At 29.8% G+C, this 23892-nt stretch carries 22 protein-coding genes; 21 read left to right on the plus strand and 1 reads right to left on the minus strand.

From position 1 onward, the window contains the following. Positions 1-43 precede the first annotated feature (43 nt). The 11 genes from EDC18_RS04460 to EDC18_RS04510 all read left to right on the plus strand — a co-directional run bounded on the left by EDC18_RS04460 (position 44) and on the right by EDC18_RS04510 (position 13426). Entirely contained in the window at positions 44-496 is a 453-nt protein-coding gene (locus EDC18_RS04460; protein ID WP_207669166.1) for a methylglyoxal synthase, read from the plus strand. Positions 497-520: 24 nt separating this feature from the next. Then, the gene (locus EDC18_RS04465) at positions 521-1114 is read left to right on the plus strand and encodes a helix-hairpin-helix domain-containing protein (RefSeq protein WP_132250696.1); all 594 of its coding nucleotides are present in this window, start codon (positions 521-523) and stop codon (positions 1112-1114) included. A 35-nt stretch (positions 1115-1149) separates the two neighbouring features. Beyond that, the gene (locus tag EDC18_RS04470) at positions 1150-1854 is read left to right on the plus strand and encodes a response regulator transcription factor (protein WP_132250698.1); all 705 of its coding nucleotides are present in this window, start codon (positions 1150-1152) and stop codon (positions 1852-1854) included. Then, positions 1796-3259 carry a sensor histidine kinase gene (locus EDC18_RS04475; RefSeq protein WP_243115056.1) on the plus strand — a complete coding sequence of 488 codons (1464 nt, stop codon included), beginning with the start codon at positions 1796-1798 and terminating at the stop codon, positions 3257-3259. Before EDC18_RS04470 ends, EDC18_RS04475 begins: the two co-directional genes overlap by 59 nt. 105 nt (positions 3260-3364) lie before the next feature. Further along, a complete protein-coding gene (locus EDC18_RS04480; RefSeq protein WP_132250700.1) occupies positions 3365-4309 on the plus strand; it encodes a GerMN domain-containing protein in 945 nt (314 codons plus the stop codon). Between the two features lie 22 nt (positions 4310-4331). Continuing rightward, positions 4332-6620 carry a DNA internalization-related competence protein ComEC/Rec2 gene (locus tag EDC18_RS04485; protein ID WP_132250702.1) on the plus strand — a complete coding sequence of 763 codons (2289 nt, stop codon included), beginning with the start codon at positions 4332-4334 and terminating at the stop codon, positions 6618-6620. Between the two features lie 2 nt (positions 6621-6622). Then, positions 6623-7612, plus strand: a complete 990-nt coding sequence (holA, locus tag EDC18_RS04490; RefSeq protein WP_132250704.1) for a DNA polymerase III subunit delta — start codon at positions 6623-6625, stop codon at positions 7610-7612. Positions 7613-7840: 228 nt separating this feature from the next. Continuing rightward, complete coding sequence (locus EDC18_RS04495) at positions 7841-10012, plus strand: amino acid permease (protein ID WP_132250706.1); 2172 nt, start codon at positions 7841-7843, stop codon at positions 10010-10012. A 175-nt stretch (positions 10013-10187) separates the two neighbouring features. After that, positions 10188-11465 carry a chloride channel protein gene (locus EDC18_RS04500; protein WP_132250708.1) on the plus strand — a complete coding sequence of 426 codons (1278 nt, stop codon included), beginning with the start codon at positions 10188-10190 and terminating at the stop codon, positions 11463-11465. 249 nt (positions 11466-11714) lie between these two features. After that, the gene (locus EDC18_RS04505) at positions 11715-12566 is read left to right on the plus strand and encodes a YifB family Mg chelatase-like AAA ATPase (protein ID WP_165878475.1); all 852 of its coding nucleotides are present in this window, start codon (positions 11715-11717) and stop codon (positions 12564-12566) included. 596 nt (positions 12567-13162) lie between these two features. Then, the gene (locus EDC18_RS04510) at positions 13163-13426 is read left to right on the plus strand and encodes a hypothetical protein (protein WP_132250711.1); all 264 of its coding nucleotides are present in this window, start codon (positions 13163-13165) and stop codon (positions 13424-13426) included. 253 nt (positions 13427-13679) lie between these two features. Here EDC18_RS04510 and EDC18_RS04515 read toward each other — a convergent pair whose 3' ends face one another. Beyond that, positions 13680-13904 (minus strand): helix-turn-helix domain-containing protein, encoded by a 225-nt coding sequence (locus EDC18_RS04515; protein WP_132250713.1) that lies wholly within the window; start codon positions 13902-13904, stop codon positions 13680-13682. Positions 13905-14221: 317 nt separating this feature from the next. On the opposite strand from EDC18_RS04515, the gene EDC18_RS04520 reads away from it, so the two are divergent. The 10 genes from EDC18_RS04520 (at position 14222) to EDC18_RS04555 (ending at position 23663) form a co-directional block, all read left to right on the plus strand. After that, a complete protein-coding gene (locus EDC18_RS04520; protein ID WP_132250715.1) occupies positions 14222-14482 on the plus strand; it encodes a hypothetical protein in 261 nt (86 codons plus the stop codon). Positions 14483-14802: 320 nt separating this feature from the next. Next, positions 14803-14979, plus strand: a complete 177-nt coding sequence (locus tag EDC18_RS14500; protein WP_165878476.1) for a hypothetical protein — start codon at positions 14803-14805, stop codon at positions 14977-14979. Between the two features lie 19 nt (positions 14980-14998). Continuing rightward, positions 14999-15442 carry a hypothetical protein gene (locus EDC18_RS04525; protein ID WP_132250717.1) on the plus strand — a complete coding sequence of 148 codons (444 nt, stop codon included), beginning with the start codon at positions 14999-15001 and terminating at the stop codon, positions 15440-15442. 13 nt (positions 15443-15455) lie between these two features. Beyond that, the gene (locus EDC18_RS04530; RefSeq protein ID WP_132250719.1) at positions 15456-15926 is read left to right on the plus strand and encodes a hypothetical protein; all 471 of its coding nucleotides are present in this window, start codon (positions 15456-15458) and stop codon (positions 15924-15926) included. A gap of 77 nt (positions 15927-16003) precedes the next feature. Continuing rightward, complete coding sequence (locus EDC18_RS04535; RefSeq protein WP_132250721.1) at positions 16004-17041, plus strand: DUF3102 domain-containing protein; 1038 nt, start codon at positions 16004-16006, stop codon at positions 17039-17041. 153 nt (positions 17042-17194) lie between these two features. Beyond that, the gene (locus EDC18_RS04540; protein ID WP_132250722.1) at positions 17195-20701 is read left to right on the plus strand and encodes an RNA dependent RNA polymerase; all 3507 of its coding nucleotides are present in this window, start codon (positions 17195-17197) and stop codon (positions 20699-20701) included. 126 nt (positions 20702-20827) lie between these two features. Continuing rightward, positions 20828-21205 carry a hypothetical protein gene (locus tag EDC18_RS04545; RefSeq protein WP_132250724.1) on the plus strand — a complete coding sequence of 126 codons (378 nt, stop codon included), beginning with the start codon at positions 20828-20830 and terminating at the stop codon, positions 21203-21205. 1 nt (position 21206) lies between these two features. Next, positions 21207-21467 carry a hypothetical protein gene (locus EDC18_RS04550; RefSeq protein WP_132250726.1) on the plus strand — a complete coding sequence of 87 codons (261 nt, stop codon included), beginning with the start codon at positions 21207-21209 and terminating at the stop codon, positions 21465-21467. 62 nt (positions 21468-21529) lie between these two features. Then, positions 21530-21706, plus strand: a complete 177-nt coding sequence (locus EDC18_RS14505) for a hypothetical protein (protein WP_165878477.1) — start codon at positions 21530-21532, stop codon at positions 21704-21706. Positions 21707-21731: 25 nt separating this feature from the next. Beyond that, on the plus strand, positions 21732-23663 hold the full coding sequence (locus EDC18_RS04555) for a hypothetical protein (protein WP_132250728.1): 1932 nt from the start codon (positions 21732-21734) through the stop codon (positions 23661-23663). Positions 23664-23892 lie beyond the last annotated feature (229 nt).

The raw sequence follows: 23892 nt of genomic DNA on the forward strand, positions 1-23892 counted from the left end.
TATTTTAGGTAAAATTGAATTATTAGTTAAGGAGGTACTTTAGATGATAGAGATTAAAAAAATGAATAAACAGAAAAAAATAGCTTTAATAGCTCATGATAATAGAAAAAGAGATTTATTAGACTGGGTCAAAAAGAATAAAGAAACATTAGGTAAACATTTTCTTTTTGGAACAGGGACAACAGGTAGATTAATAACAGAAGAGACAAGCTTACCAGTAACCACATACAAAAGTGGGCCTATTGGTGGTGATCAACAAATTGGTTCAAGAATTATTGAAGGAGATATTGATTTTATGGTATTCTATTGGGATCCTTTAGAGGCCCAACCACATGATCCTGATGTAAAGGCGTTGCTTAGAATTGCAGTATTGTATGATATACCTGTTGCAACAAATCAGGCAACAGCTGATTTTATTTTTACGTCGCCTTTAATGGATGAGGAATATGAACGATTTGTAATAGATTACACTAAGAGAATCAAGCGTAATATCTAGTTGCTTCTAGGGGGTAGGTAGTATATGAAAGTTGATAAGTATACTAAGTTAATTGGATTATTAAGTGTTATTTTGATTGCTGGGATTATTTATATATTAGTAATATACGATTTAGAAGAAGTAGAAATAAGTATTAATGAACATAATAATGGTAAGATAGAAGAGATTACTGAGGAGTCAGAAGATTTAATAGATGATAAAATGATCTATGTCTTTTTATGCGGTGCAATAAACAATCCAGGTGTTTATGAGGTTGTGGATGGAACAAGAGTTTTTGAAGTGATGAATTTAGCAGGAGGTCTTGCAGATAACGCTGATCAAACTGTAGTAAATCAAGCCCAACCTGTAATGGATGGCCAACAAATATATTTCCCAACCATTAAAGAAGTTGAAGAAGGATATATTGAAGAAATATCAGTTGGGCAATACTTAATTAATATTAACACTGCTTCCATTGAACAATTAATCACACTTCCTGGTGTTGGTGAGGTTAGAGCCCAGACTATTATTAATTTTAGAAATAAGAATGGAAGATTCAAATCTACAGAAGAGATTATGAATGTAGATGGTATTAAAGAGGGTATTTATAATAGAATAAAGGATTTTATAACAGTATAATTATAGTTTTACCTAAAGAAAGACGAGGTGATTTTATGGGTAGAAGAGTATTAGTTGTAGATGATGAAAAAATTATCGTTAAAGGTATTAAATTTGGACTAGAGCAAGACGCTATGGAAGTAGATACAGCTTATGATGGTGAAGAAGCTGTAAATTTGGCAAAGCAAAATAGCTATGATTTAATTGTTTTGGATTTGATGTTACCTAAAATTGACGGATTAGAGGTGTGCCAACAAATAAGAGAGTTCTCTATGGTTCCTATTATAATGCTTACTGCAAAGGGCGAAGATATGGACAAGATTATGGGATTAGAATATGGTGCAGATGACTATATGACTAAACCTTTTAATATTTTAGAACTTAAAGCAAGAATCAAAGCCATTATGCGTAGACAAAGTGTACAAACTCAATCGGCGGAGGCAACTCAAGGAACGGGAAAACAGATGGAAGCAGGAGAACTTAAAATTGACTGCGATAGTAGAAGGGTGTTTATACAAGAAGAAGAGGTTAATTTAACAGCAAAAGAATTCGACTTACTAGAGTTATTAATAAATAATCCTAATAAAGTGTTTAGTAGAGAGAATCTATTAAATATTGTTTGGGGCTATGATTATCCAGGTGATGTTCGTACAGTGGATGTTCACGTACGTAGGTTAAGAGAAAAAATAGAGCCAAACCCAAGTGAGCCGAAGTATATTCATACTAAATGGGGTGTTGGTTATTATTTCCAGAGTAAGTAAAATTGTAAAAAGCATTCGTTTCAAAATGCTTTTTACTTACATATCAATAGGTATTATACCATTAGTAATTTTTATAAATGCATTAATTGGGACAGTTGAGAGGTATTATGAAGACCAAAAAGTAATTTACCTACAAAGACAGTCTAATATTTTATCTAGTCAATTAACATTAGCAAATTACCTAGATGGTCAAAATATTGTTAATGGAGAATTAATTGAATTTGAAATTAATCAGCTGAGTAAAGAATTAGATGGAAGGGTCTTAATTGTTAACAAGGATCATGTTGTAATTAAAGATACAAACCAAGTAGAAGAAGGAAAAACACTCATTTCTCAGGAAGCTGTTAGAGGTCTTGGTGGGGAAACATTTATAAGACATATTAAAGAAAGGCAGAGAATGCAGGTAGTCACACCAATAAAAAATAATGATTTGGTTATAGGAACTTTAATTATTACTGCGTCTACTGAGGATATTTATGATTCGGTAAAAGATCTGAGAAATAAGTCTATTTTACTGTTTATCATTACGTTACTAATTATTTTAACCATTAGTTATTATTACTCTGAACTATTAACAAGACCATTTAAGGACTTGTTTAAACATATTAAATCTATAACAGCAGGACATTTTAATGAAAATTCAACTGTAAAAGGTCATCAAGAAATAGAGGATATTTCAATTGCTTTTAATCAAATGACTAGAAAGTTACAAGAATTTGAACAATCAAGACAAGAGTTTGTATCAAATGTTTCTCATGAGTTAAAAACACCATTAGCTTCAATAAAAGTATTAGCAGATTCATTGCTTTCACAAAAAGATGTACCAGCTGAGTTGTATAGAGAATTCTTGTTAGATATTAGTAATGAAGTTGATAGAGAAGATAAGATAATCAATGATTTATTATCACTTGTTAAGATGGATAAAAAAGAAGTAAAGCTTAATGTTGAACAAGTTAATATTAATATGTTGATTGAGCAAATTTTAAAGAGGTTAAAACCTTTGGCTGAAAAACAAGATGTAGAATTGATATTTGAAAGCTTTAGAGAAGTAGTTGGAGAAATCGATGAAGTTAAATTATCCCTTGCATTAACGAATATCATAGAAAATGGTATTAAATACAATAAAGAAAGTGGTTGGGTCAAAATATCGTTAAATGCAGACCATAAATTTTTCTTTGTGAAAATTACAGATTCAGGAATTGGTATTCCAAAGGATGAGCAAGATAAAATTTTCCAGAGATTTTATAGGATTGATAAAGCGAGATCAAGAGAAACTGGGGGCACGGGGTTAGGTTTATCAATTACTAAAAATGCTATAATTATGCACAAAGGATTTATAAATGTAAAAAGTGAGGAGGGTGAAGGTACAACATTTTCACTGAGAATACCCTTATATTACCAATAAGTTTATAGTTTTGTAACATGTTCTTTGTAGTTTTGTAATGCATATAGGTTATAATTAATTAAAAATAGGTTATCTAAAATAATAATACTCCTAGGGGGAGGTACTATGACTAGAATAAGCAAATTAATTATACTTGTAATTTTAGCACTTATGTTTTTGAGTGCTTGTACAAATAAAAATATTAGCACTGCTAGTAATATAGAAGGAATTAAAATAGATCTTTTCTACATAAATCAAAATAAAACAGATTTAGTAGTTGAAACGGTTGATTTTCTTGAGAATGATAAAGAGGCTGAAAGTTTTATTAAAATGTTAATTGATAAACTTAAGTCTAATCCAAGTAATAGAAACTATTTAAAAACAATCCCTGATAATTTAGATGTTAAAGGCATTAGGCTTGAAAATAGAACGGCAAGAATTATATTTGACAATAATTATTCTGATTTTACGCCGCTAGAAGAAGTTTTAGTAAGAGCTGCTATAGTTAAAACCTTAACGCAAATTAAGTCAGTTGATTTTGTAGAGTTTTTTATTAACGATCAACCACTAAAAGATAGAAATGATAAACCATTGGGCTTAATGAAATCTTCCGATTTTGTTGGGGATATCAATAATAGTGAAAGTGTTTTAAGAGAAGTGGCCATTACGTTATATTTTTCTGATGCTGAGGGAACAGGATTAGTGCCTGAAAGGGTTAATTCTACTATTTATGCAGATGAACCAATAGAAAAGAAAGTTATTGAACTTTTAATTGAGGGTCCAACAAGTGAAAATTTATCAGCTACGGTTCCAAGAGAATCAAGACTAAAACATATTTATGTTAAAGATGGTATTGCATATATAGATTTTAATGAAGACTTTAGATCAAGACATTGGGGTGGATCAACAGGAGAAATCCTTACTATATATTCAATAGTGAATTCTTTAGCAGAATTACCTAATATTAGTAGAGTGCAATTTTTAATTAATGGACTCAAAGTAAGTGAATTTAAAGGACATGTAGCTTTTGATGTGTTATTTGAAAGAAACTTAGATATTGTTATTTACTAATTTGTAGAGAGGTAAATTCATAATGAAACGACCATTAGTTATGCTTGTTATAGCTTTTCTTTTGGGGCTATTATTGGGGTATTTAAGTGAATATTATATTTTGAGTATAATGTCAATTGTTTTTGTTGTTATACTTAGTTATAAATTATATAAAACATATTACAAGGTATGGGTTTTTGCCATGCCTTTGATATGTTTTTTTTCGTATGCATTAATGGTGAATGCATTAGAACCCAAAAACATAGATATTCATAATGCCTTTGATGGTAGAGTTAGTGCAAGTTTTACTGGTATTGTTGAAGATTATACATATAATGACAATCAGACGATATTAATTGTAAGAACACACAACTTAACAATTAATGAACAAAGGTATAAAAACAACTTAAAAATTAGGGTTACGTTTAACAATAAAATCAACTTACATTTAAAAGATGAAGTGTGGATGGAAGGCACATTATACAAATTACAACTTCCAAGAAATGATGGTGCATGGAATGAAAAGTTATATTACCATATTAGAGGAATAGATTTTAGATTTTTTGCCAATGAAATTAATATCCTAGAAAAAAACCTATCTTTCTTCCAATCATTAAAAAACTTTAGAAGTAAAGTTGAAGAGAATTACTATAATCTATTAGCAAAAGAAGATGCTGGAATTATATCGGCAATGGTTATAGGAGAGCGCAGAGGCTTGGATGGAGAAATAAGGGAATTATTTCAAAAAAGTGGTATAGCACATATCTTAGCTATTTCAGGTTTGCATATTACATTAATTGGTTTATTCATCTTTCAGCTATTAAAATATATGAGAATAAATATTAGATTGAGTGGTATTATTACCATTATATTTTTAATCATTTACTGTATATTTACTGGAGCCAGCATATCAACACAAAGAGCTGTATTAATGGTTAGTGTATTATTAGGATCTTATATTTTTGGTAGGACATATGAAATATTCTCAGCCCTTGCATTAGCAGGGATAATTCTTTTAATAATTAACCCCTTATTTATATTTGATGTGGGATTTCAACTATCTTTCGCTGCAGTATTAGGGATAAGAATTATAACACCTTTTCTACAATCATATATTAAATGGGACAATAAGGTTATCAAACTACTTTGTGGGAGTACTGCAGCTTATATTAGTACAACGCCTATAATAGCTTTTTATTATTATGAAATTCCAGTATACGCAATAATCGTAAATATATTGATAATTCCATTATTGAGTGTATTAGTACCAGTAGCTTTTTTAGCTGGTGTAGTTAGCTTTTTTAGTATGACACTAGGTAAAATACTTATAGGTATTGTATTTTTTATTCTTCAATTCATTAAGTTTGTAAGCGAATTTGTTTCTAAAATGCCTATTAACACTATATTAACAGGTAAACCATTACTCTTAACTTTAATTGTTTTGTATCTAGTAATAGCTTTGATTATCTACTATAGTAAGAGTAAAAAGAAACAAGGTTTTGTTATACTGGGTATGGTTGGATTTTTTATTTTTAAAACCCTAGTAACCCCTAATTATTTAGAAGTTACAATTATAGATGTAGCCCAGGGAGATTCTATTTTTATAACAACTCCAAGTAAAAAAAACATAATAATTGATGGTGGAGGATCTATTTTTGAGGAAATAGGAATTAGAAGAATTCTTCCATTTTTAAAATATAATGGGATAAATAAAATTCACTATATGTTTTTAACGCATAGTGATTTGGACCATATTTCAGGATTAATAGAAATTATTGATAAAGTTGATGTGGATTATCTGTTTGTGTCTAAAACAGATTATAACAATAATTTATATGTTGAGTTAATGAGAAAAGCAAAGGAAAATAATGTATCAGTAGTAGAAATATTAAAAGGTGATTCTTTAAGAATCGGAGAGATTTTTATTGAATGCTTATTTCCTAAAGAAAATACAGTTGTTCGTGGGAATAATGATTATTCATTGGTACTTAGTTTGACATACAAAGATATAAAAATGTTGTTTACAGGAGATATCGAAAGAAATCAAGAATTACAATTACTAGACTTTATAACGCCCCATCAAATACTAAAAGTAGCCCACCACGGGTCGAGAACATCTTCAAATGAAGAGTTTTTAGAAGTTGTTCAACCTGAAATTGGGTTGATATCTTATGGAATGTACAATAGTTATGGACATCCACATCAAGAAGTAATAGACAGATACCATAGTTATGATACAATATTATATAAAACAGGTAGAGATGGTGCCATTCGCCTTAGAACAAATGGAACAAAGGTATATGTTTCTACCAAATTGCCAAGAAAGGATTAGATATGCAAAATCTAAAGAAACAAATAAAAAACGGAGAGTTACATAATTTGTATCTTTTTTATGGAAAAGAAAACTATATAAAAAATTTATATAAAAAAAGAATTAAAACAACTTTACTAGATGAAGATGACATAATGAATTATAATTTCTTTGAAGGAAAGCAAGTAAGAGTATCTGATATTATAGATATTGCAGATACTTTGCCTTTTTTTAAAGAAGCAAGACTAATTATTGTAGAAAACTCTGAGCTATTTAAAAGTGGTAAAAAAGATGAATCTGAAGCAATGGCTACTTATTTAGAAAACATACCTAGCTCAACTTATCTTATATTTGTAGAAGATGAAATTGATAAACGAAGTAAAATATATAAAACAGTTCAGAAAAAGGGATATGCAGTTGAATTTAATCAATTAAATGAACAAGAAATAAAGCAGTGGTTAAGGATTACCACTAATAAAAATAATGTAAATATAAACAATGATGTGGCGGATTATTTTATTTATACAGTTGGTATGGATATGGCAACAATAGATAAAGAATTAGAGAAACTAATATCCTATACTTTAGGGAAGAATGAGATAACAAAAGAAGATATAGACTCTATTAGCACAAAACAGATAGAAAATAAAATCTTTGATATGATCAATGCTATTGGAGAAAAAAACAAAGAAAAGGCTATTGTTCTTTACCATGATCTATTAATGTTAAAAGAGCCGCCTCTTAGAATCATTTTTATGTTAGTAAGACAATTTAGAATGTTATTGCAGGTTAAAAGTTTAGTGAATGCAGGGGTTAATGAATATGAGATAACATCAAAGCTAGGTCTTAGAAGTTTTATCGTTAAAAATTGTATTAGACAAGTGAGAAATTTTAAAGTGGAAAGGATAAAAGAAGCTTTAAATGATTGTCTAGAATACGAAGGTTTAATAAAGACAGGAAGGATAGAAGATAAATTAGGAGTAGAAATAATTATATTAAAATATAGTATTTAATTTAATCATATTATGCTAATCAAATAAATAGAAATAAGTATTAATAATGAAAACAAGCATACTTATTTATATAGCATTTTATAGGAGTATGATTTTTAAAGTTAAAGATAAGTAAAAAATTTATAAACAATAATAATATTATAACAATATAAAATAATGAAAGGGGTTAGGTATAAGACGAAATAGGTTCTATTAGATTTAAATACTAAACTTTAAGGAGGAAGGTATATGAGTCAAACACAAGAACGATTAGGTAAGAATCTAAGTTTTTTTGCAGTATACGCAATAGGCACAGGAACAATGATTGGTGCAGGTATATTTGTACTTCCAGGTATAGCTATAGGTACGGCAGGACCAGCAGCAGCACTATCTTTTTTTATAGGAGGATTAATTACTCTTGCAACGATGTTTAGTGTTATGGAGTTAGCAACAGGAATGCCAAAAGCAGGAGGAAGTTATTTCTTTATTAGTCGATCTCTTGGTCCTCTTTTTGGAACCATAGTAGGCCTTGGTGCATGGATGTCTTTGGTTTTCAAAGGATCCTTTGCTTTGGTAGGTCTTGCAGAGTATTTTCAAGTGTTTTTTACAGCCCCTATTATTGTAGTGGCTGTGTGTGCTGGAGTGTTAATGCTTTTTATCAACTACCGTGGTTCTAAAGGCAGTGGTAGTTTGCAAAATATCATTGTTGGAGGATTAATTGTAATATTATTTTTATTTATTGTCCGAGGAAGTATGCTGGTTTCTCAAGAAAAACTAGTGCCATTTATGCCTTACGGCATGTCTTCTGTTTTTCAAACAACGGGTATTATATTTATATCCTATCTAGGAGTAACTCAACTAGCTGCTATCTCAGAGGAAGTAAAAGATCCAGCAAAAAATATTCCAAGAGCTTTTTTATTATCTGTAATTACAGTAATCATAATTTATGTAGGCGTTATTATCGTTGTAAATGGTATTCTACCAATGGAATCCTTATCAAATAGTAACACACCTTTGGTATCTGCAGCGGAACGGATGCAGGGTCAATGGGGGATTTATATTATTACTTTAGCAGGATTTTTCGCAACGGTATCAACAGCCAATGCTGCAATTATGTCTTCTTCACGGTTCCCTTTTGCCATGGCAAGAGATCAATTAATGCCATCAGCATTAATAAAGATACATAAAAAATATAAAACACCATATATTGCCATACTATTTACAGGTATTGTTATGTTGGGGTTATTATTCTTTTTTGATGTTGAGGGATTGGCTAAGTTAGGTTCCACTTTAAATGTTTTGATCTTTGTTTTAGTAAACCTTTCAGTTTTTGTATTTAGAAAAAATAAGTCTCCTAATTATAAACCTACATTTAAAGATCCGTTCTTTCCTGTGACTCAGATAGTAGGTATCGTTGGAAGTCTTGCGCTACTCCCTTCATTAGGGATATTATCCTTGGTTTTCGCTCTTTGTGTAATTGGAGTAGGAATTCTTTGGTATTTACTTTTAGGAAGAAACAAAATTCATTTTAACTACGCAATGAAAGATGTTATTAAAGACACACCTACGTTGGAAAGAGTAAATGAAAGTGAAATAAGAATTTTAGTGCCTTTAGCAAATCCTGAACATGAAAAAGATTTATTAATTATTTCAGATGCGTTAGGAGATGCAGTTACAGGTATTAATGTAATAACTGTACCTGAACAAATATCACCAAGGGCAGCTATGGATATGTATCATAAAGAGAAAAGTAATACATCTAAACTCCTAGAAAAAACCTTCGACGAATGGGTTGGCATACACAAAGAAAAACAAAATTATGTGGTTGTTTTTGATCATAGTGTATCTAATGCCATCATTGAGCAAGCAAGTTTAGAAGATTCTAATATGATTGTTATGGGATGGTGTAAAAAAGAAAAATTCAAATACCCTTTAGGAAAAATTACACATGAAATACTGACAAAAGCTAAGTGTCATATGGCTCTATTAAAAGGAAATATTAAAGAGAATATAAAAAAAATCGGTGTTGCTTATGATGGTAAACCAAATGCACACTATGCATTGATTATGGCAAAAAAATTAGCAATGTATAAAAATGCAGAAATTATAATTATACATGTCTTTAATCCAGATGATAGCCAAGAGAATAAACAAGAAATGATTCATAAGTTAGAAGACCTTTGTCGTATGGAAGAAAGAATTAAAATAACTTATCAGGTATATGAACGCTATTCACCTGTAGATACAATACTTGAAGTAGAGAAAAATACAGATTTAATGGTAATAGGGGATTCAAATAAACTCTATAGAAAGTCGTTTATTTCTAGAATAGCTAATCGTGTAGCAAACCACGCCGAGAATCCAGTGCTTGTTATAAAAAGGTACGAACATTCCACAAAATACCTAAAATTCTTTGAGTAATCATAGTAAAATTTATAAAGGATTGTTCTTTTATAAAATATGTAGTATAATTTCAATGTGTGTCGTATACAAAATACCAAGAGTAGATAGTTACTCTTGGTATTAATCGATGTATGACATAATAATAAGAACTTGAAAAATATAGACTGATTATCTGCATACTAAGGAGTAATTTATGAAAAATATATTTGAATACGTAGGAAAATACATGACAAAATGGTTAGTAGTAGCAACTCTAGTAGGTATTGGCGGCGGACTCTCTGCAGTTGCCTTAAAGTACTCTATTGAGTATGTAACTTCTATTGGTAATTACTTTCCATTGTGGTTGGCCCCAATAATTGGAGGTACTCTTGTATCTATTATCTATCTAAAGGATAAGAATGCGGCAGGTTTTGGTACAGACCTTTACTTAGCAGAAGTTAATGGAAAAAATAAAGTATTAAAATTCCCTACATTGTTTAGCAAACTAATTGCTACTGCAATAACCATTGGATTTAAGGGCAGTGGTGGAGTAGAAGGACCAATGTTAGTAATGGGCAGTAGTTTAGGTGATGGTGTTTCTAGAATACCATTCATTAAAAACTTTTTTAATGATGAAGATAAAAGAAGGTTAGCGATTTGTGGTGCAGCTGGTGCTGTTGGTGCAATATTTAGATCTCCATTAGGTGGTGGGATTTTTGTTGTAGAAGTATTATATAGAACGACTTTAAATTATGGAGACTTATTTCCTGCAATGCTTTCTTCGACAATCGGTTTTGTAATATACAGTATGATTTCAACATCCTTGCCTTTGTTTACGATTCCAGATTATTTACCTAATGTCTATAATTTACCACTTTTTGTTTTAGCTGGGATTATGGCTGGGATTTTTGCTCTAATTTTTATGGCAGTTTTCAAAAGAATTCAAGGTGTTTTTAAAACCTTACCTTATAAGCAAATACATCCTATATTTGGTGGAATCATAACAGGGTTGATTATTTACTTAGTGCCAAGAGCAGCAGGTGCAGGCAATAGTGTTATTCAAGAGATGATTAATCAAAGCTTTCCTATTTTAATTTTGTTAGCTTTGTTAGTAGGGAAAATATTAGCAACATCATTTAGTGTAGGATCTGGTGGTAGTGCAGGGTTAGTAATACCGGCACTATTTATAGGGGCCTTAGCAGGAAATACAGTATCCTCACTTATTGGCAATTTAGACCCAGGTTTAGGTTCATCCCTTGTTATTGCAGGGATGGCTGCAAGTTTGGCGGGTATTGCTAATGTACCTATTGCAGCATCAATTATGCTAGTAGAAATGGTTGGATTAAAACTTGGGGTACCAGCTACTATAGGTAGTATTATGGGATATGCAATAGCTCATAGCCAAATTATTTACGGTGTTACGAGTCCAAGAGAAGGTAGTTTTTTGAATGTAGAAAAGTGGCGTCAATCGGATGTAAATAAAGGACATTAAACAAAAGGTAGATATAAGTACTTATTAAAGTATTTATAATCTACCTTTTACTATGAAAATGTAAATTGCAAACTTGCTTCCAAGGATTTGGAAATTACATTAAAAGGTAGATTATCTATGTTCTGAGGAAAAATTCAAGGGGAGGTTAATTGTAAAAAACTTAAATCGTTTCTTGACAATTTTTGGCTATTAATCTATGCTAGAATAAAATAGTCAGACAAGATGTCAAAGAAAGAAGGGAAAAGTAAAATGTTTAGTAAAGTTTTAAGTGGTGCATTATTTGGAATTAATGGTTTTATTGTAAATGTTGAAGTTGATACAAGTGATGGATTACCAGGTTTTGATCTTGTTGGATTACCAGATTCATCTGTAAAAGAATCCAAAGAACGAGTAAGAACAGCCATAAAAAACTCTGGATATACTTTTCCAATTAAAAGAATTACAGTTAATTTATCTCCAGCGGATATAAAAAAAGAAGGTCCTTCTTTTGATTTGCCTATTGCTGTGGGTATACTAAATTGTTTAGAAATTATTAATAAAGGTAGTTTAGATAAAACATTGATTCTAGGAGAGTTAAGTTTAGATGGTAAAATAAATAGGGTAAATGGGATTTTGCCTATCATATATACAGCACATAAAGAAGGGTATAAAAGATGTATACTTCCTAAAGAAAATGCATTAGAAGCAGCAGTAGTTCAGCAAGTTGATATTATAGGTGTTGAATCATTAAAGGAAGCCGTTGATTATTTGAATAATGTACAAGAAGTAAAACCTACAAAAGTTAATTTAGATAATATATTTGAAAAAGGAATGGATTATAAATTAGATTTTTCTGATATAAAAGGACAACAAAATGTAAGAAGAGCATTAGAGGTAGCAGCAGCGGGCATGCACAATATACTTATTATAGGACCACCAGGGTCAGGAAAAACGATGATGGCAAAAAGAATTCCAAGTATATTACCTGATTTAACCTTTGATGAAAGCATTGAAATTACTAAAATATATAGTGTGGCAGGATTATTAAAAAAAGATCAGTCATTAATAACTACTAGGCCATTTAGATCTCCACATCATACCCTTTCTAAAGAAATGGTGTAAATTGGATATAGGTAGTAAGACCTATAAATGTAGTTTGATTAGATTAATTATAACATACCTTATACACAGAAAAAACCTTTATATTGTAGAGATATAAGGGTTTTTTGTATGTATACGGAAAACAGGTTACTCCCACTCACCTGATTAATTCAACGTGGTAGATGTATTGTGGAGTTGGAAAGGTTGTATGGGATTAAAAATGGGTGAAACCGAAAATCAGATTTGAATAATTCCAATCTGAAATCTCAAAAGGTGCTTAATGGAGATTATCTCCATCAAGCGAGAATAATTCCTCATTGATAAAGCAATCTGACTTATCAAATCAATTAGACATTGATATAAAACATAGCTTGCGAGATAATCTCACAAGCAAAACTCAATATATTTTTGGTAAACAAAGATAATCTTGGTTTAGCAAAAACAATTAGCAAAAGAATTGGGTTGAGTCAGATAATCTTACTCTAGCAAAACAGTCAGATTTAGCTAATGAATTAGGAATTTCTAAACAACAACTTCAGGACTACAAAAAACTAACCACACTTATCCCAGAACTTCAACACCTGAGTTTTAGCGAGAAAATGCAGTGGGCTGAGAAGTTGAAGGATGAGTATGGAAAGATTGCTAAAGAGAACATGAGTAAAGGTGGACAAGGTTTACAAAATTTTGCAAACCTTAATACAAATCATCAAGTGGCAAATGATGTTGGATTTGGAAATAAAGAAACATATCGTCAAGCAGAATACATTTACAACAATGCCCCATATTTGCCCCTAGAATCGATTTTTATATCTATCTACATAAATTGTACCTTGTCACATTTTAAAGTCCCTAATTCGTATATTTCCAAATATTTACAGTAGGAAAATCAAGGGTTTACAGCCTCGAATTTATTTTTAGAGAGTGGGTATGTGCTTTAATGTCGTAAGCTAAAGAAACACATAATAAAATTAAACAGCTATAAAAATATATCTACACAACAAAAAAAGCATCCCTAATGGACGCTCTCAAAATAGCTGTTTATTGCCTTAAATCAACGTATATTACCCTAGAATCAATTTTAAAGGAGTTAGGGTAGGTTTATATACCCTTAGCTTTTAATTTTATTATGTGTTGCTATTCAAAAAGGGTAAGTTGAGGATCAGGACTAACTTGTATTATGTCATTTGGAGTACAATCTAATGCAAGACAAATCCTTTCTATGAAACCAAATTTAACTGACTCAGTTTTATTATTAACTAATTTGTGTAATGTCGGATAAGGGATTTTTGCTTCTAGACTAAGCCATTGTATGTTTTTATTTTGTTTTTCTAATTGTTCTTTAATTTTTATTTCTATCATGATATCACTCCTTTTATATGTGCTATGTGTACATTATAACAGTTTATAATTATTTTTACAATATAATGTTGACATTATAATTCCAGTGTGATATTATAACCTTATCATTATAAAATATACATTATAAAACATAATTATTAAGAATAGAGGTGATATTATATTTAACAATGGCGAACCGACTTGGATCAACAATCCAACTTACGAAGGGTTAAAAAAAGAAGTAGTAATAGTAAAGAAAGATTCCAAAAATCAAATGGTATTAGTACGATTAAAAAATAAGAGTTTAAATAACTCAAAAAATCTAGGGGGAAAAGAAAATGTTAAATACAATGGTAAAAATGAGTGATGAAATGGCAAGAGAGGAATTTTTACAACAAGCACAAGACGCTCCACAAATGTACAAAACAGAAAAACAACAAGAATTGTATGCAGACCGGTGGTTCAATTTATACCAAAAATTTGTAGGACAAGATCAGGATAGAATAGATTTATTTTGGACGGAATATTGGGATAAATACATAAATAAAAGTGTAGGAACTGTTTTGGCAAGATTTGGAAGAGAAGTAATAGGTAATTAAAAAAGTAAAATAGAAGTGTTGACAAGAAAATAATTCCATGTTATTATTAATAAGACTATATTTTTAAACGCAAAAATAGGACAATTTCTGATTGCCGTCAGAACTGCCTTAGCTTTTCATACCTTTTTTGAAAATATAGTCTGTAGAGTTTTTATGTTGTTTTTTACACTATATCTATGTATTTACATAAGTTTTACACTTGTAAAAATGTTACAGAAGTAATATTGTGTAACATTTATTACGGTAATAATAGCATATACAACTCTGCGTGTCAACATAAATTTTAATTTTATTATGTATTATATGGAGGGAGGGATAAAATGATTACAATTACAAAAGAAGAGGCTAAAAACATAAGTAGTTTACTAGGATTCTTACAAGCTATGGAACAAATAAGACTTAATTATTTACTAGAAAACAATGCGACAGAAGAAGACACTGCAACAATTAGGACAAGGCTAAAAGAAGTAGGACAAGTAATGCAAAAATTAAATTAAATTTAGGGAGGATAAGATTATGAGAAGAACCATGCATATTACATTTAACAACACAAGAGTACACGAATTAGGCTTAGAGGAAATAAAAGTATTAGAGGTATTAGAAGAAATGGACGCATTAAACTATGAGGATTATACAATGGAGCATCAAGATAGGATCCTAGAAGAACTTAAATTTTTAACAGATAAACTAGGTGTACAAAGTAAAAAAAACTTAGCAGACAAGTTTAATTTTAATATGGGTGACAAAGACACACTAGCAGAATATTACAACTTAGATGATGAAGTATTAGAAAATTTCAATCTTATTGTAGAAACGGTTAGCTTAAAGAATTGTGATTGTTTTTATAAGAACATATTAAAAAGGAAAGATGTACTTAAAACAATAATTGAAACAGAAACTGATCCAGGAGAAATAAAAACAAACTATGATGTTGTAAAAGATATCGTTAAATTTAATTAGGGAGGATATTAGAATGGAAAAAAGTATAACAATATTAAATAAGAATGGTAACAAAATTGTAATTTTAACAGTACAAGAGTTTAAAGCATTAGTGGATGTAACAAATATTTGGTTTTTCGATGAGAAAAAGGGTTATGATTGGGGAGATTACAATTGTGTTGATGAATTATGTAGGGAAATTAGCATAAAAAATCAGATTATTGACATGATAGATGAAGCAGAAGATACAGCTCTAGATATGGGAAAAGAGTCTTATAATAGTGCGTATGATTTAAGGTCATTAAAAAGAAAGTTTGAAGAATTAGCAGACAGCCAAATAGAGGAAATTTGTCAGTTATTATTCCAAAAATATAAGTTAGACGATCGAATTAGACCGAGTAAGGTTGAAGATATGTTAGATGTTAAAGAAAGTTGCAATGCTTTATTTCAAGAAGAGTTAAAACTAAAAGAAATAAATATAGCAGATAGAATAATGAATGAATAAAATGCAACTGTATTTTAAGAGGAGGGGTTAACGCCCTTCCTACAACTAAAATCAATTAAACTAATGGGGGACAGTAAATGAATTATGGAGATTTTTCAACAGAATTAATTGAAAATGATAATCCCGAATTATTAAAAATTGAGAAAGAAATATTATACCAAAAACAACAGACGGTAAAATCTATACTTGAAATTGGTAAAAACTTAATAGCAGCTAAACAAATAGTTGAGCATGGTGAATGGACTAAATGGTTAACTAATAAAGTAGATTTTTCCGATAGGACTGCACAAAAGTTTATTAAATGTTATAAGGAATTTTCTCAAAAACCGAATTTAATTTCGGATTTGAACCAAACTAAAATATTTGCCTTATTAGACATAAAAAAAGAAAAGCGAGAAAATTTTATTGAAAATAATGATGTGAAAAACCTTAAAACGAATCAATTAAAACAGAAAATTAGAGATTTTAACAAGGGTATTAAAAATATTAACGATGCATTAAATGAAAATGTTGTTGCAGATATGGATTTAGAACAAATAGAGGAAATTGAAAAAGAAGTTATCGAACAAAAACAAAAACTTGGGCAAGCTGAAAAGGTATTGATAGTTAATAAGTATAAAAAACACTTAGAATATGGCGCGGATTTTACCATTGAAACTGAAGAAGTGTTAGAAAATTTTGGTCAAGTTTTTGAATTCGACTTAAAATATAACTTCTTTTTAGTAAGAAATAATAAACGAGTTTTGGTTTTCAAAAATATTAGTTGCGCTAGCATATCTATTTTTTCAATGGAGTCCAATTATTTTGGTGAATATCGATTTAATAAGATGGAACTTGAGCAAGAAATAAAAGAAGCATTGGTTTTAAAAATCATAGAAATACAAAGAATTTGTGAACAACGGAGAGATGCATTGCGTAAAGATTCAATCAATAAGTGGACTAAAGACCAATTTGAAGAATTATCAACTCCAAAAGTAACTGAGCAACAACAAGAATTGAAACAAACATTAAAAAAATTTTACAGAACATTAGTTAAAAGCTACCACCCAGATAATGGGGGTACGGATGTTGAAATGACAATTTTAAATCAATTAAAAGAACAATGGAACGTGTAAGGGGCAAAGTTGGAAACTATCACAACAAATAAACATATTCTATATATAGAACAAAATAATTAATTAAACATGTTTAAAGATACTGAGCTTAATCTCAAGCCCAGCTATACTTAGAAAAAATAAAAAATCAAACTAATGGAGGGTGTATAAATTATGGCAAAAAAGAGGTTGCAGTACAAAATAAGACAATTTAATCTCAAAACAGATATAGCGGTAAAGGACGATAAATTTTACCTAAATGAAAATGTAGTGTCTTACAGTATGAGCGAAAATATCGTATTCGATTTAGTGTATAGGTTACAAAACAGAGAATATATCCACCAATGGGACAAAGAAAATGGAAACCCAAACGATATACCAGAACTGTTTTACTTAAAACATGGGATAGATAAAGATAATGATGAACAAGTGAGTGCATATAATAAAGTTGTTAAAAATGGGTTGTATATAGGTGAGCAAAAGTTCGTTTACGCTGAAAAAAGTGCGGCCATGTCACGAACACAAAAAACATTGTACATAAGAGAAGATTTACAGCCTATTGTAGAGGAATACATTACTTTAGGCAAAAACAAGACAATTAACAAAACTATACCTAGTAAATGGCTAACTACAAGAGGTTTAATGTTATCTAGTGCTCTATTAATAGATAAAGTACCTAGAATAGCAATCATACCCGACTTTGAAAAAAATATAAGAGAAATAGTTCAAGTGGTTGAAGAATTTACGCCTACCACAGCTACAGAAAAAGAAGAGTATGCGGCTCACATGGAATTAGCAGAAAGCGAAGATAGAACAAATAAAAAAGTAAAAGAAAAGTTAAAGGAAATTAGAGATGATCAGAAAAGGCTTAAAGGGTACTCTATAGTACAAGGTGGAAGCGTATACAAAAGCGAGACTGGTTGGGAAAAAGAAGGTAAAAGAATTAAATTAGAAGAAGTAAATAATTTTAAGTATGTGGGAAAATATAAGGAAAAATATCATCCAAAATATACAGAAGAGCAGACGGAAGAAATAAAAGAAATCCCGATAAATAAATACAGCTTAGGTTACAAGTTAAACGTAGGCGAAATGGATAACACTATAAATTGTTTTGATGGTATGGGGTTAGTGTCATTCGAGTTTATGCAACAAATAGAGAAAGAAGTAGGCGAAAAAAACATAAACGGATGCCAACTTAGACTTAATTATTTAAAAGGGTTATTTGTTAAGTTCGATTTTAAGAAATACTTAAAAGAAGTATTAAAAACAGATACCATAACAGATATTTTTGGTGGTGTACATAATATAGATGATTTAGACATAATAGCTACAGAGAGCTGTTTTAAAGCTAAGTTACAATTTGAAGATGATGGTGTAACTAAGAAATGGTTATTTAATAGCTTGGATGAATACTACCAACTATTAGACAAGTATGGATTTAAAAAGCTAGGTATAGCCAATTATGCTAAGAATAATCCTAAGAAATATACACCTTTATCTTATCAAGCTTTAAATGGTTTGGGATTAGATGTATACGATATGGCTGAACTAAGCAAAGTGCAACGCAAAGTAATTGACAATGTTTTAAGGCGTGGGGACGTTGTAAATGTTAAATTGCTTTTAGATATTATAGAATACGATAGCTCAGAGAATCAAGAAGAAATTGAAACAAAGTTAGATTATGTTAAAAAGTTAATTGAGATTAACGAAGAATTAATTTTTGATAAAGAGATACAAAACTTTCTATATAAAAAAAGCAAACAACTTTATAAAGATTTGATGATAGGTAGAATTAGAGTACCATCCCAAAATTTATATATTACTGGTGATATAATTGCGTTTATGGAATGGGCAGCTTATAGAGATGAAAGTAAAGTTAAAGGGTTTTTAGGTAGAAATGAATTTAGTTGTGAAGGTGTAGAGGGCGAACAAGTTATGATCCGTTATCCTTTAACACATCCTAGTGAAGTTAATAAAGGTAATTTTGTAAAAAGTAACAACGAATACTTAGAGCACTTACATAATGTAATCCAAGTTAATTGCTATGATTTAACGGCAGATCGCATGTCAGGGTGCGACTTCGATGGTGATAAAATAAGCATATTCCCAGCCAATATGGAAGTACATAAAGGTAAAAAACTAGGTGATTATGTTAAGGAAGATTATATACAAGTTAATCCTGCAGATAAGGCAACAGCTAAGGCAGTAAAATTTGATTTTGATGCCATATGGCAATTAGAAGAAGCTACGATGCAAGATTTAACTGGAAAAATAACTAACATTGGTACAACATTACAAGAATTAAGCTTTTTAGAAGATAATAAGTCAAAATATGATTTAGGCGTGCGATTAACAAAACATTTCCAAGGTGTGATAATAGATGCGGTTAAGTCAGGTTTAAAAGTGGAGATTCCAAACGGATTAAAAAAATATTATCAAAAGCCTTATTATTTTAAGTATATAGATGGCACACCTGATTATAAATTACTATCTCATAGAACGCCATTAGGAAGGTTTTGTTTTGGATTAGAAAAAGAATTTAACAAATACTTTCCCATAGAATTAGAAAACAAACAAAATAAAATAGGGTTAGAAAGTAAGGCGTATTTAGATTGCGTGAATCCTCACACCATTTTAATCAACGAAAAAATGTATGATAGAGGCACAATGAGTAAGCTAATAAAGGAACTAATGCCAATACACAATAATTTTTCCACCAAAAAAGGTGAGATAGACAAGGAAATGCGTAAAATTGGTGAAGGTAATAGCCAAAGTATAAAAGATGAGCGTAAACTTATACAAGCAATGTATGGAGAACTCTACGAATGTACAAGAAATAATGCGATTAAAGTTGCTAATAAAATTTGTGGGAATGAAGAAATAAATAGCTTATATAGGGAATCCAAAGAGTTAAAAGCAAAATATTTAGAAAGTACAAAAGAAGAACAAGAAGAAATTAAGAAACAAGCATTAGAAATTAAGGAAAAAATTAATAAGATTAATGAAGAGGTTATTAATCCTTCTATACTAGCATCTGCTTGCGTAACAATTGCATATGAACTAAGCAAAAATAAAAATGAATATGGTATTAACCAAAATAAAAACCATTTATTTCCTTGGATAGTAGCTCCATATGGCTTATTAGAAAATGCAAAAGAAAAAGAAAATAAAATTAAGACTAATCTTAAATTAGTTAGTTTGCCAGAAAATATACAACATGTAGATAAGTTTAGGAACATATTAGATATAGATGGTAAGCGAACAGAAGTACATAAAGTAGAAGATAAAACCTATGCGACTAACATTATTGAAAAAGAAATTTATATAAATAAGAAAAGTACTAGTTGTATAGATGAGAACTATGAGCTTCCTTTATTAAAAGATTATGAGTGTAAGATATGGCAGTTTATGGTTAAAGATGGGGCGAGACTAGAATCTCCAGATATAAGGAAAAAGCTTGCAGATAATAATGTTGTAATTAAATTAAAAGATAATATTTACCCCGCTATCTATGTTAAAGATGATTATATCGGTAGTATCCATAGGCAGAGCTCGCATGTAGTGGGTGGTAAAATTGAAGATTACGTGGGGAAAGAGTTTAAAATTAATAATATTAGAGGTAATGCGAAAAGTTATTTGTTTTTAGATTTAGAACAGTTTGAGGTCACTTTGAGTGACTAGGTATTAAGGTTCGACTTGTATGCAGAGGGTATTGGGAAAGTAGAACTTTCCCATGGAGTGAGAATTTTCGTTCCACAGTGGAATGAGAAGTTAAAAATTAAATTAAAATTTAGGAGGGTATCGCAAATGGAAAATGTAGAAATTAAAAAAGAAATAAATAGTCTAGCTGAATCTGTAGTAGATATGTACTGGAAAGAAGGGTGTCCTTATGGAAAAGGCACTAATGGTTTTAATAAATGGTTACAATTAATTAATGGCAACAATGAGGTAGAACTTGAAGAAGGATGTTTGACAGAAGATGATTTATCTGAAATCACCCTTACATATGGACAAGTTAATGATCTGTTCTATATGCTACAAACGTATGTAGAAAATGAAAAAATTAAATTACCACACATAGAAAATGAACTTACTAAAAATGTAACAAGAATTTTAATTAATGATGCAGAAAAGTTAATCGGATTATTATATGAAGAAAATGAAAAATTTGAAGGAGGCTTTTAATATGGAAACATACGAAGAAAGAGCGATCAGAGTTATAGAAGAAGGAATTACAGAAAAAGATACAACAGATATTAAGTTGACATATGGACAAGCACATATGATTTATCGTTTTGTAGATGAAACAATGGAAACATGCACAGAACTATTAAAAGATGCAAAATTAGAATTTGATAAGAGAATACTTAATGAACGATACAGTAATGCTAAGCAAATCAGAGATTTAATGGCGGATGCGTACTTTGATTTGGATACTACATTTTAACAGCTAATAGAGGGGCATTCCCTCTTTTGGCTAGTTATTAATTGAAAGGGTGGAAATATTAGTTGAATAAATGGGATAAAGAATATTGCACACAATTTCTTGATGAAGTTGATTATCTTGCTAACAAGGGAATTAAGTATGTATTTGTTAAGAGAATTGATGGGGTAAGAAATTATAAATATACCAAAACTCCTGAGTTATTTGAGGCACTTGCAGTATTTTATAAAACTATAATTTAAAGAATTAAAGAGGGGTAGTGATTAATTGAGTATTTTTAAACACAATAATATTGAAATTAATAAGTCTAAAAAAGAATTGAAGATTCATGATACTATAGAAGATTATGCCCAATATATAAGTAAGCATAGTAAAGTACATAATAAGCAAATTGAATTTGCAACAAAAGTTACTAATAGAATTTATGATAATGAGGACAAATCAAAAGTTGATGTTATCACTGCTAGATGTGGGATAGGAAAAAGTGCATTGATAAAAGCATTATTGAGTAATTTAGTCAATAATTATTTAGCTTGGGGAGAGTTGACTAGAGAAGATAAATTGGATCACTATGGTGCTATTGTTGTAACAGATAGATTGGATAGACTTGAAGAAATAGATAAACATGAAGAAATAAGTGATAGATGTTATTTTATGAAATATGATAAAGAGAATACTGAAAGCAAAAGCAGAGAAGAATTTATTGACCAGTTAAGGGAGCAACAAAAATACCCTATAGTTTTGATTTCTACACAAAAATATTTTAGAATGAGTAAAAAAGATAGAGATCAATTATATAATTGGAATAATGGAACTAGGCAAATTGTTTTAATAGACGAAAAACCAATTTTATTTAATCCTATTACAATAAATGAAAAATTCATTTCTAATATAAGAATAGCATTAGATAATTGTGTTGAAAGCGAACAGAAGAATTATCTGATGGACACATTCAATAAAATAGAGAATGAATTAAATGCAATAAAAAAGGATTATAGTTCTAAATATGATGTGATGTGGTTTAAAAAATCTAAAGAAACACTTTTGTATAATGAAGAAGTAGATAAAGAGTTTTTTGATATATTGCAGGAGAATGTCAGTTCTACAATTTATGATAATGTATTAAGATTGAAGCAAATATATACAGATGGTTGTTTGTTTGTAAATAAAAAAAATAAAGATCAAGAAAACACAAGAAATTTTATTCTTATTGAATCAAATGTTGACAAGTTTGAAACAGACAAGTTTAAATATTATATCTTTGATGCGACTGCTTTAAATGATAAAGATTATGATATTGATAAACAAAAATTTAATATAGTGCAAATAAATGATACTAAAAAAATTAAAGATATAAATTTATACCATATCCCTGTAAGTACTAGTCAACTAACGCTACTTAAAAAGAATTACTATATAGATGTTATTTCCAAATGGATTAATGATAATTTTAAAAATGATATCTTTGTGGCAACGTATGGTGAGAAAAAAGGTATATTCCAACGCTTTAATACGTTGTTAAACACGAATAAGTTAGCTTATTTTGGAAATATAAAAGGTAATAATGATTGGAAAGAAGAACAAGTAATGGCACATATTGGCTTCAATAGGCAAGCTGATACAGTATATTTGCAAACATATATATATCTAAATAAGAAAAATGAGGATTGGAATATAAAAGATAATAATACTATAAAGAAAGAAATTGAAGAGTTGTTGTGTTTGGAAAAGGGTTTTTTCACTAATATAGCTATGTGTAATATCATGAAAAGTCAAATCCTCGTTGACACAGAGCAAAATATAATGAGAATTAAATGTAGACAGTTTAGCAATGAAGAAGTGTGTAAAATTTATATATTTGCTAGTGATGATTATACTGATTATATTACACGTTTAAGAGATAAACTGAAGACAAATTACAAGAAGTTTATGCCAGATCAAATAGATAAGGAAATGGCTAAACATTCGACTAAAAATAAAAAACCACCTAGAAATAAAGAAAAAACTAATCCACAGGTATTTTTAGAATGGACTGAGAAGCAAAGTAAAAATAGAGGAAGAATAATTAAGTTTGGTGAAATTGCAAGAGAGTCAGGATTAACCAAAGAAGCACTAAAAGAAGTAAGAAAATCAAATAGTTATGCTAAGAAATGGTTTGATGATCATAAGGGAAATAAAAATGGTGAGTACATAGCTTGAAAAATAGGGGGGATTCTCTAATACATATATATATTAGAAAAACCCCCCCAGTATAGTATATAAATTTAAATATATTCCACGTGAACAAGCTTTAGCTTGTGAAACGTGACCAACTGGACAAGCGATAGCTTGGGAAGGCGGTAGTGGGTTTTAAGGTTTTAAATTTATTTACTTTAGTATAGTAATTCAACAAGTTATTTGATAGAATTTAATTAATTGTACTAATTAT

The sequence above is a fragment of the Natranaerovirga pectinivora genome (assembly GCF_004342165.1).
In the GTDB taxonomy this organism is placed as follows: Bacteria; Bacillota; Clostridia; order Lachnospirales; family DSM-24629; genus Natranaerovirga; species Natranaerovirga pectinivora.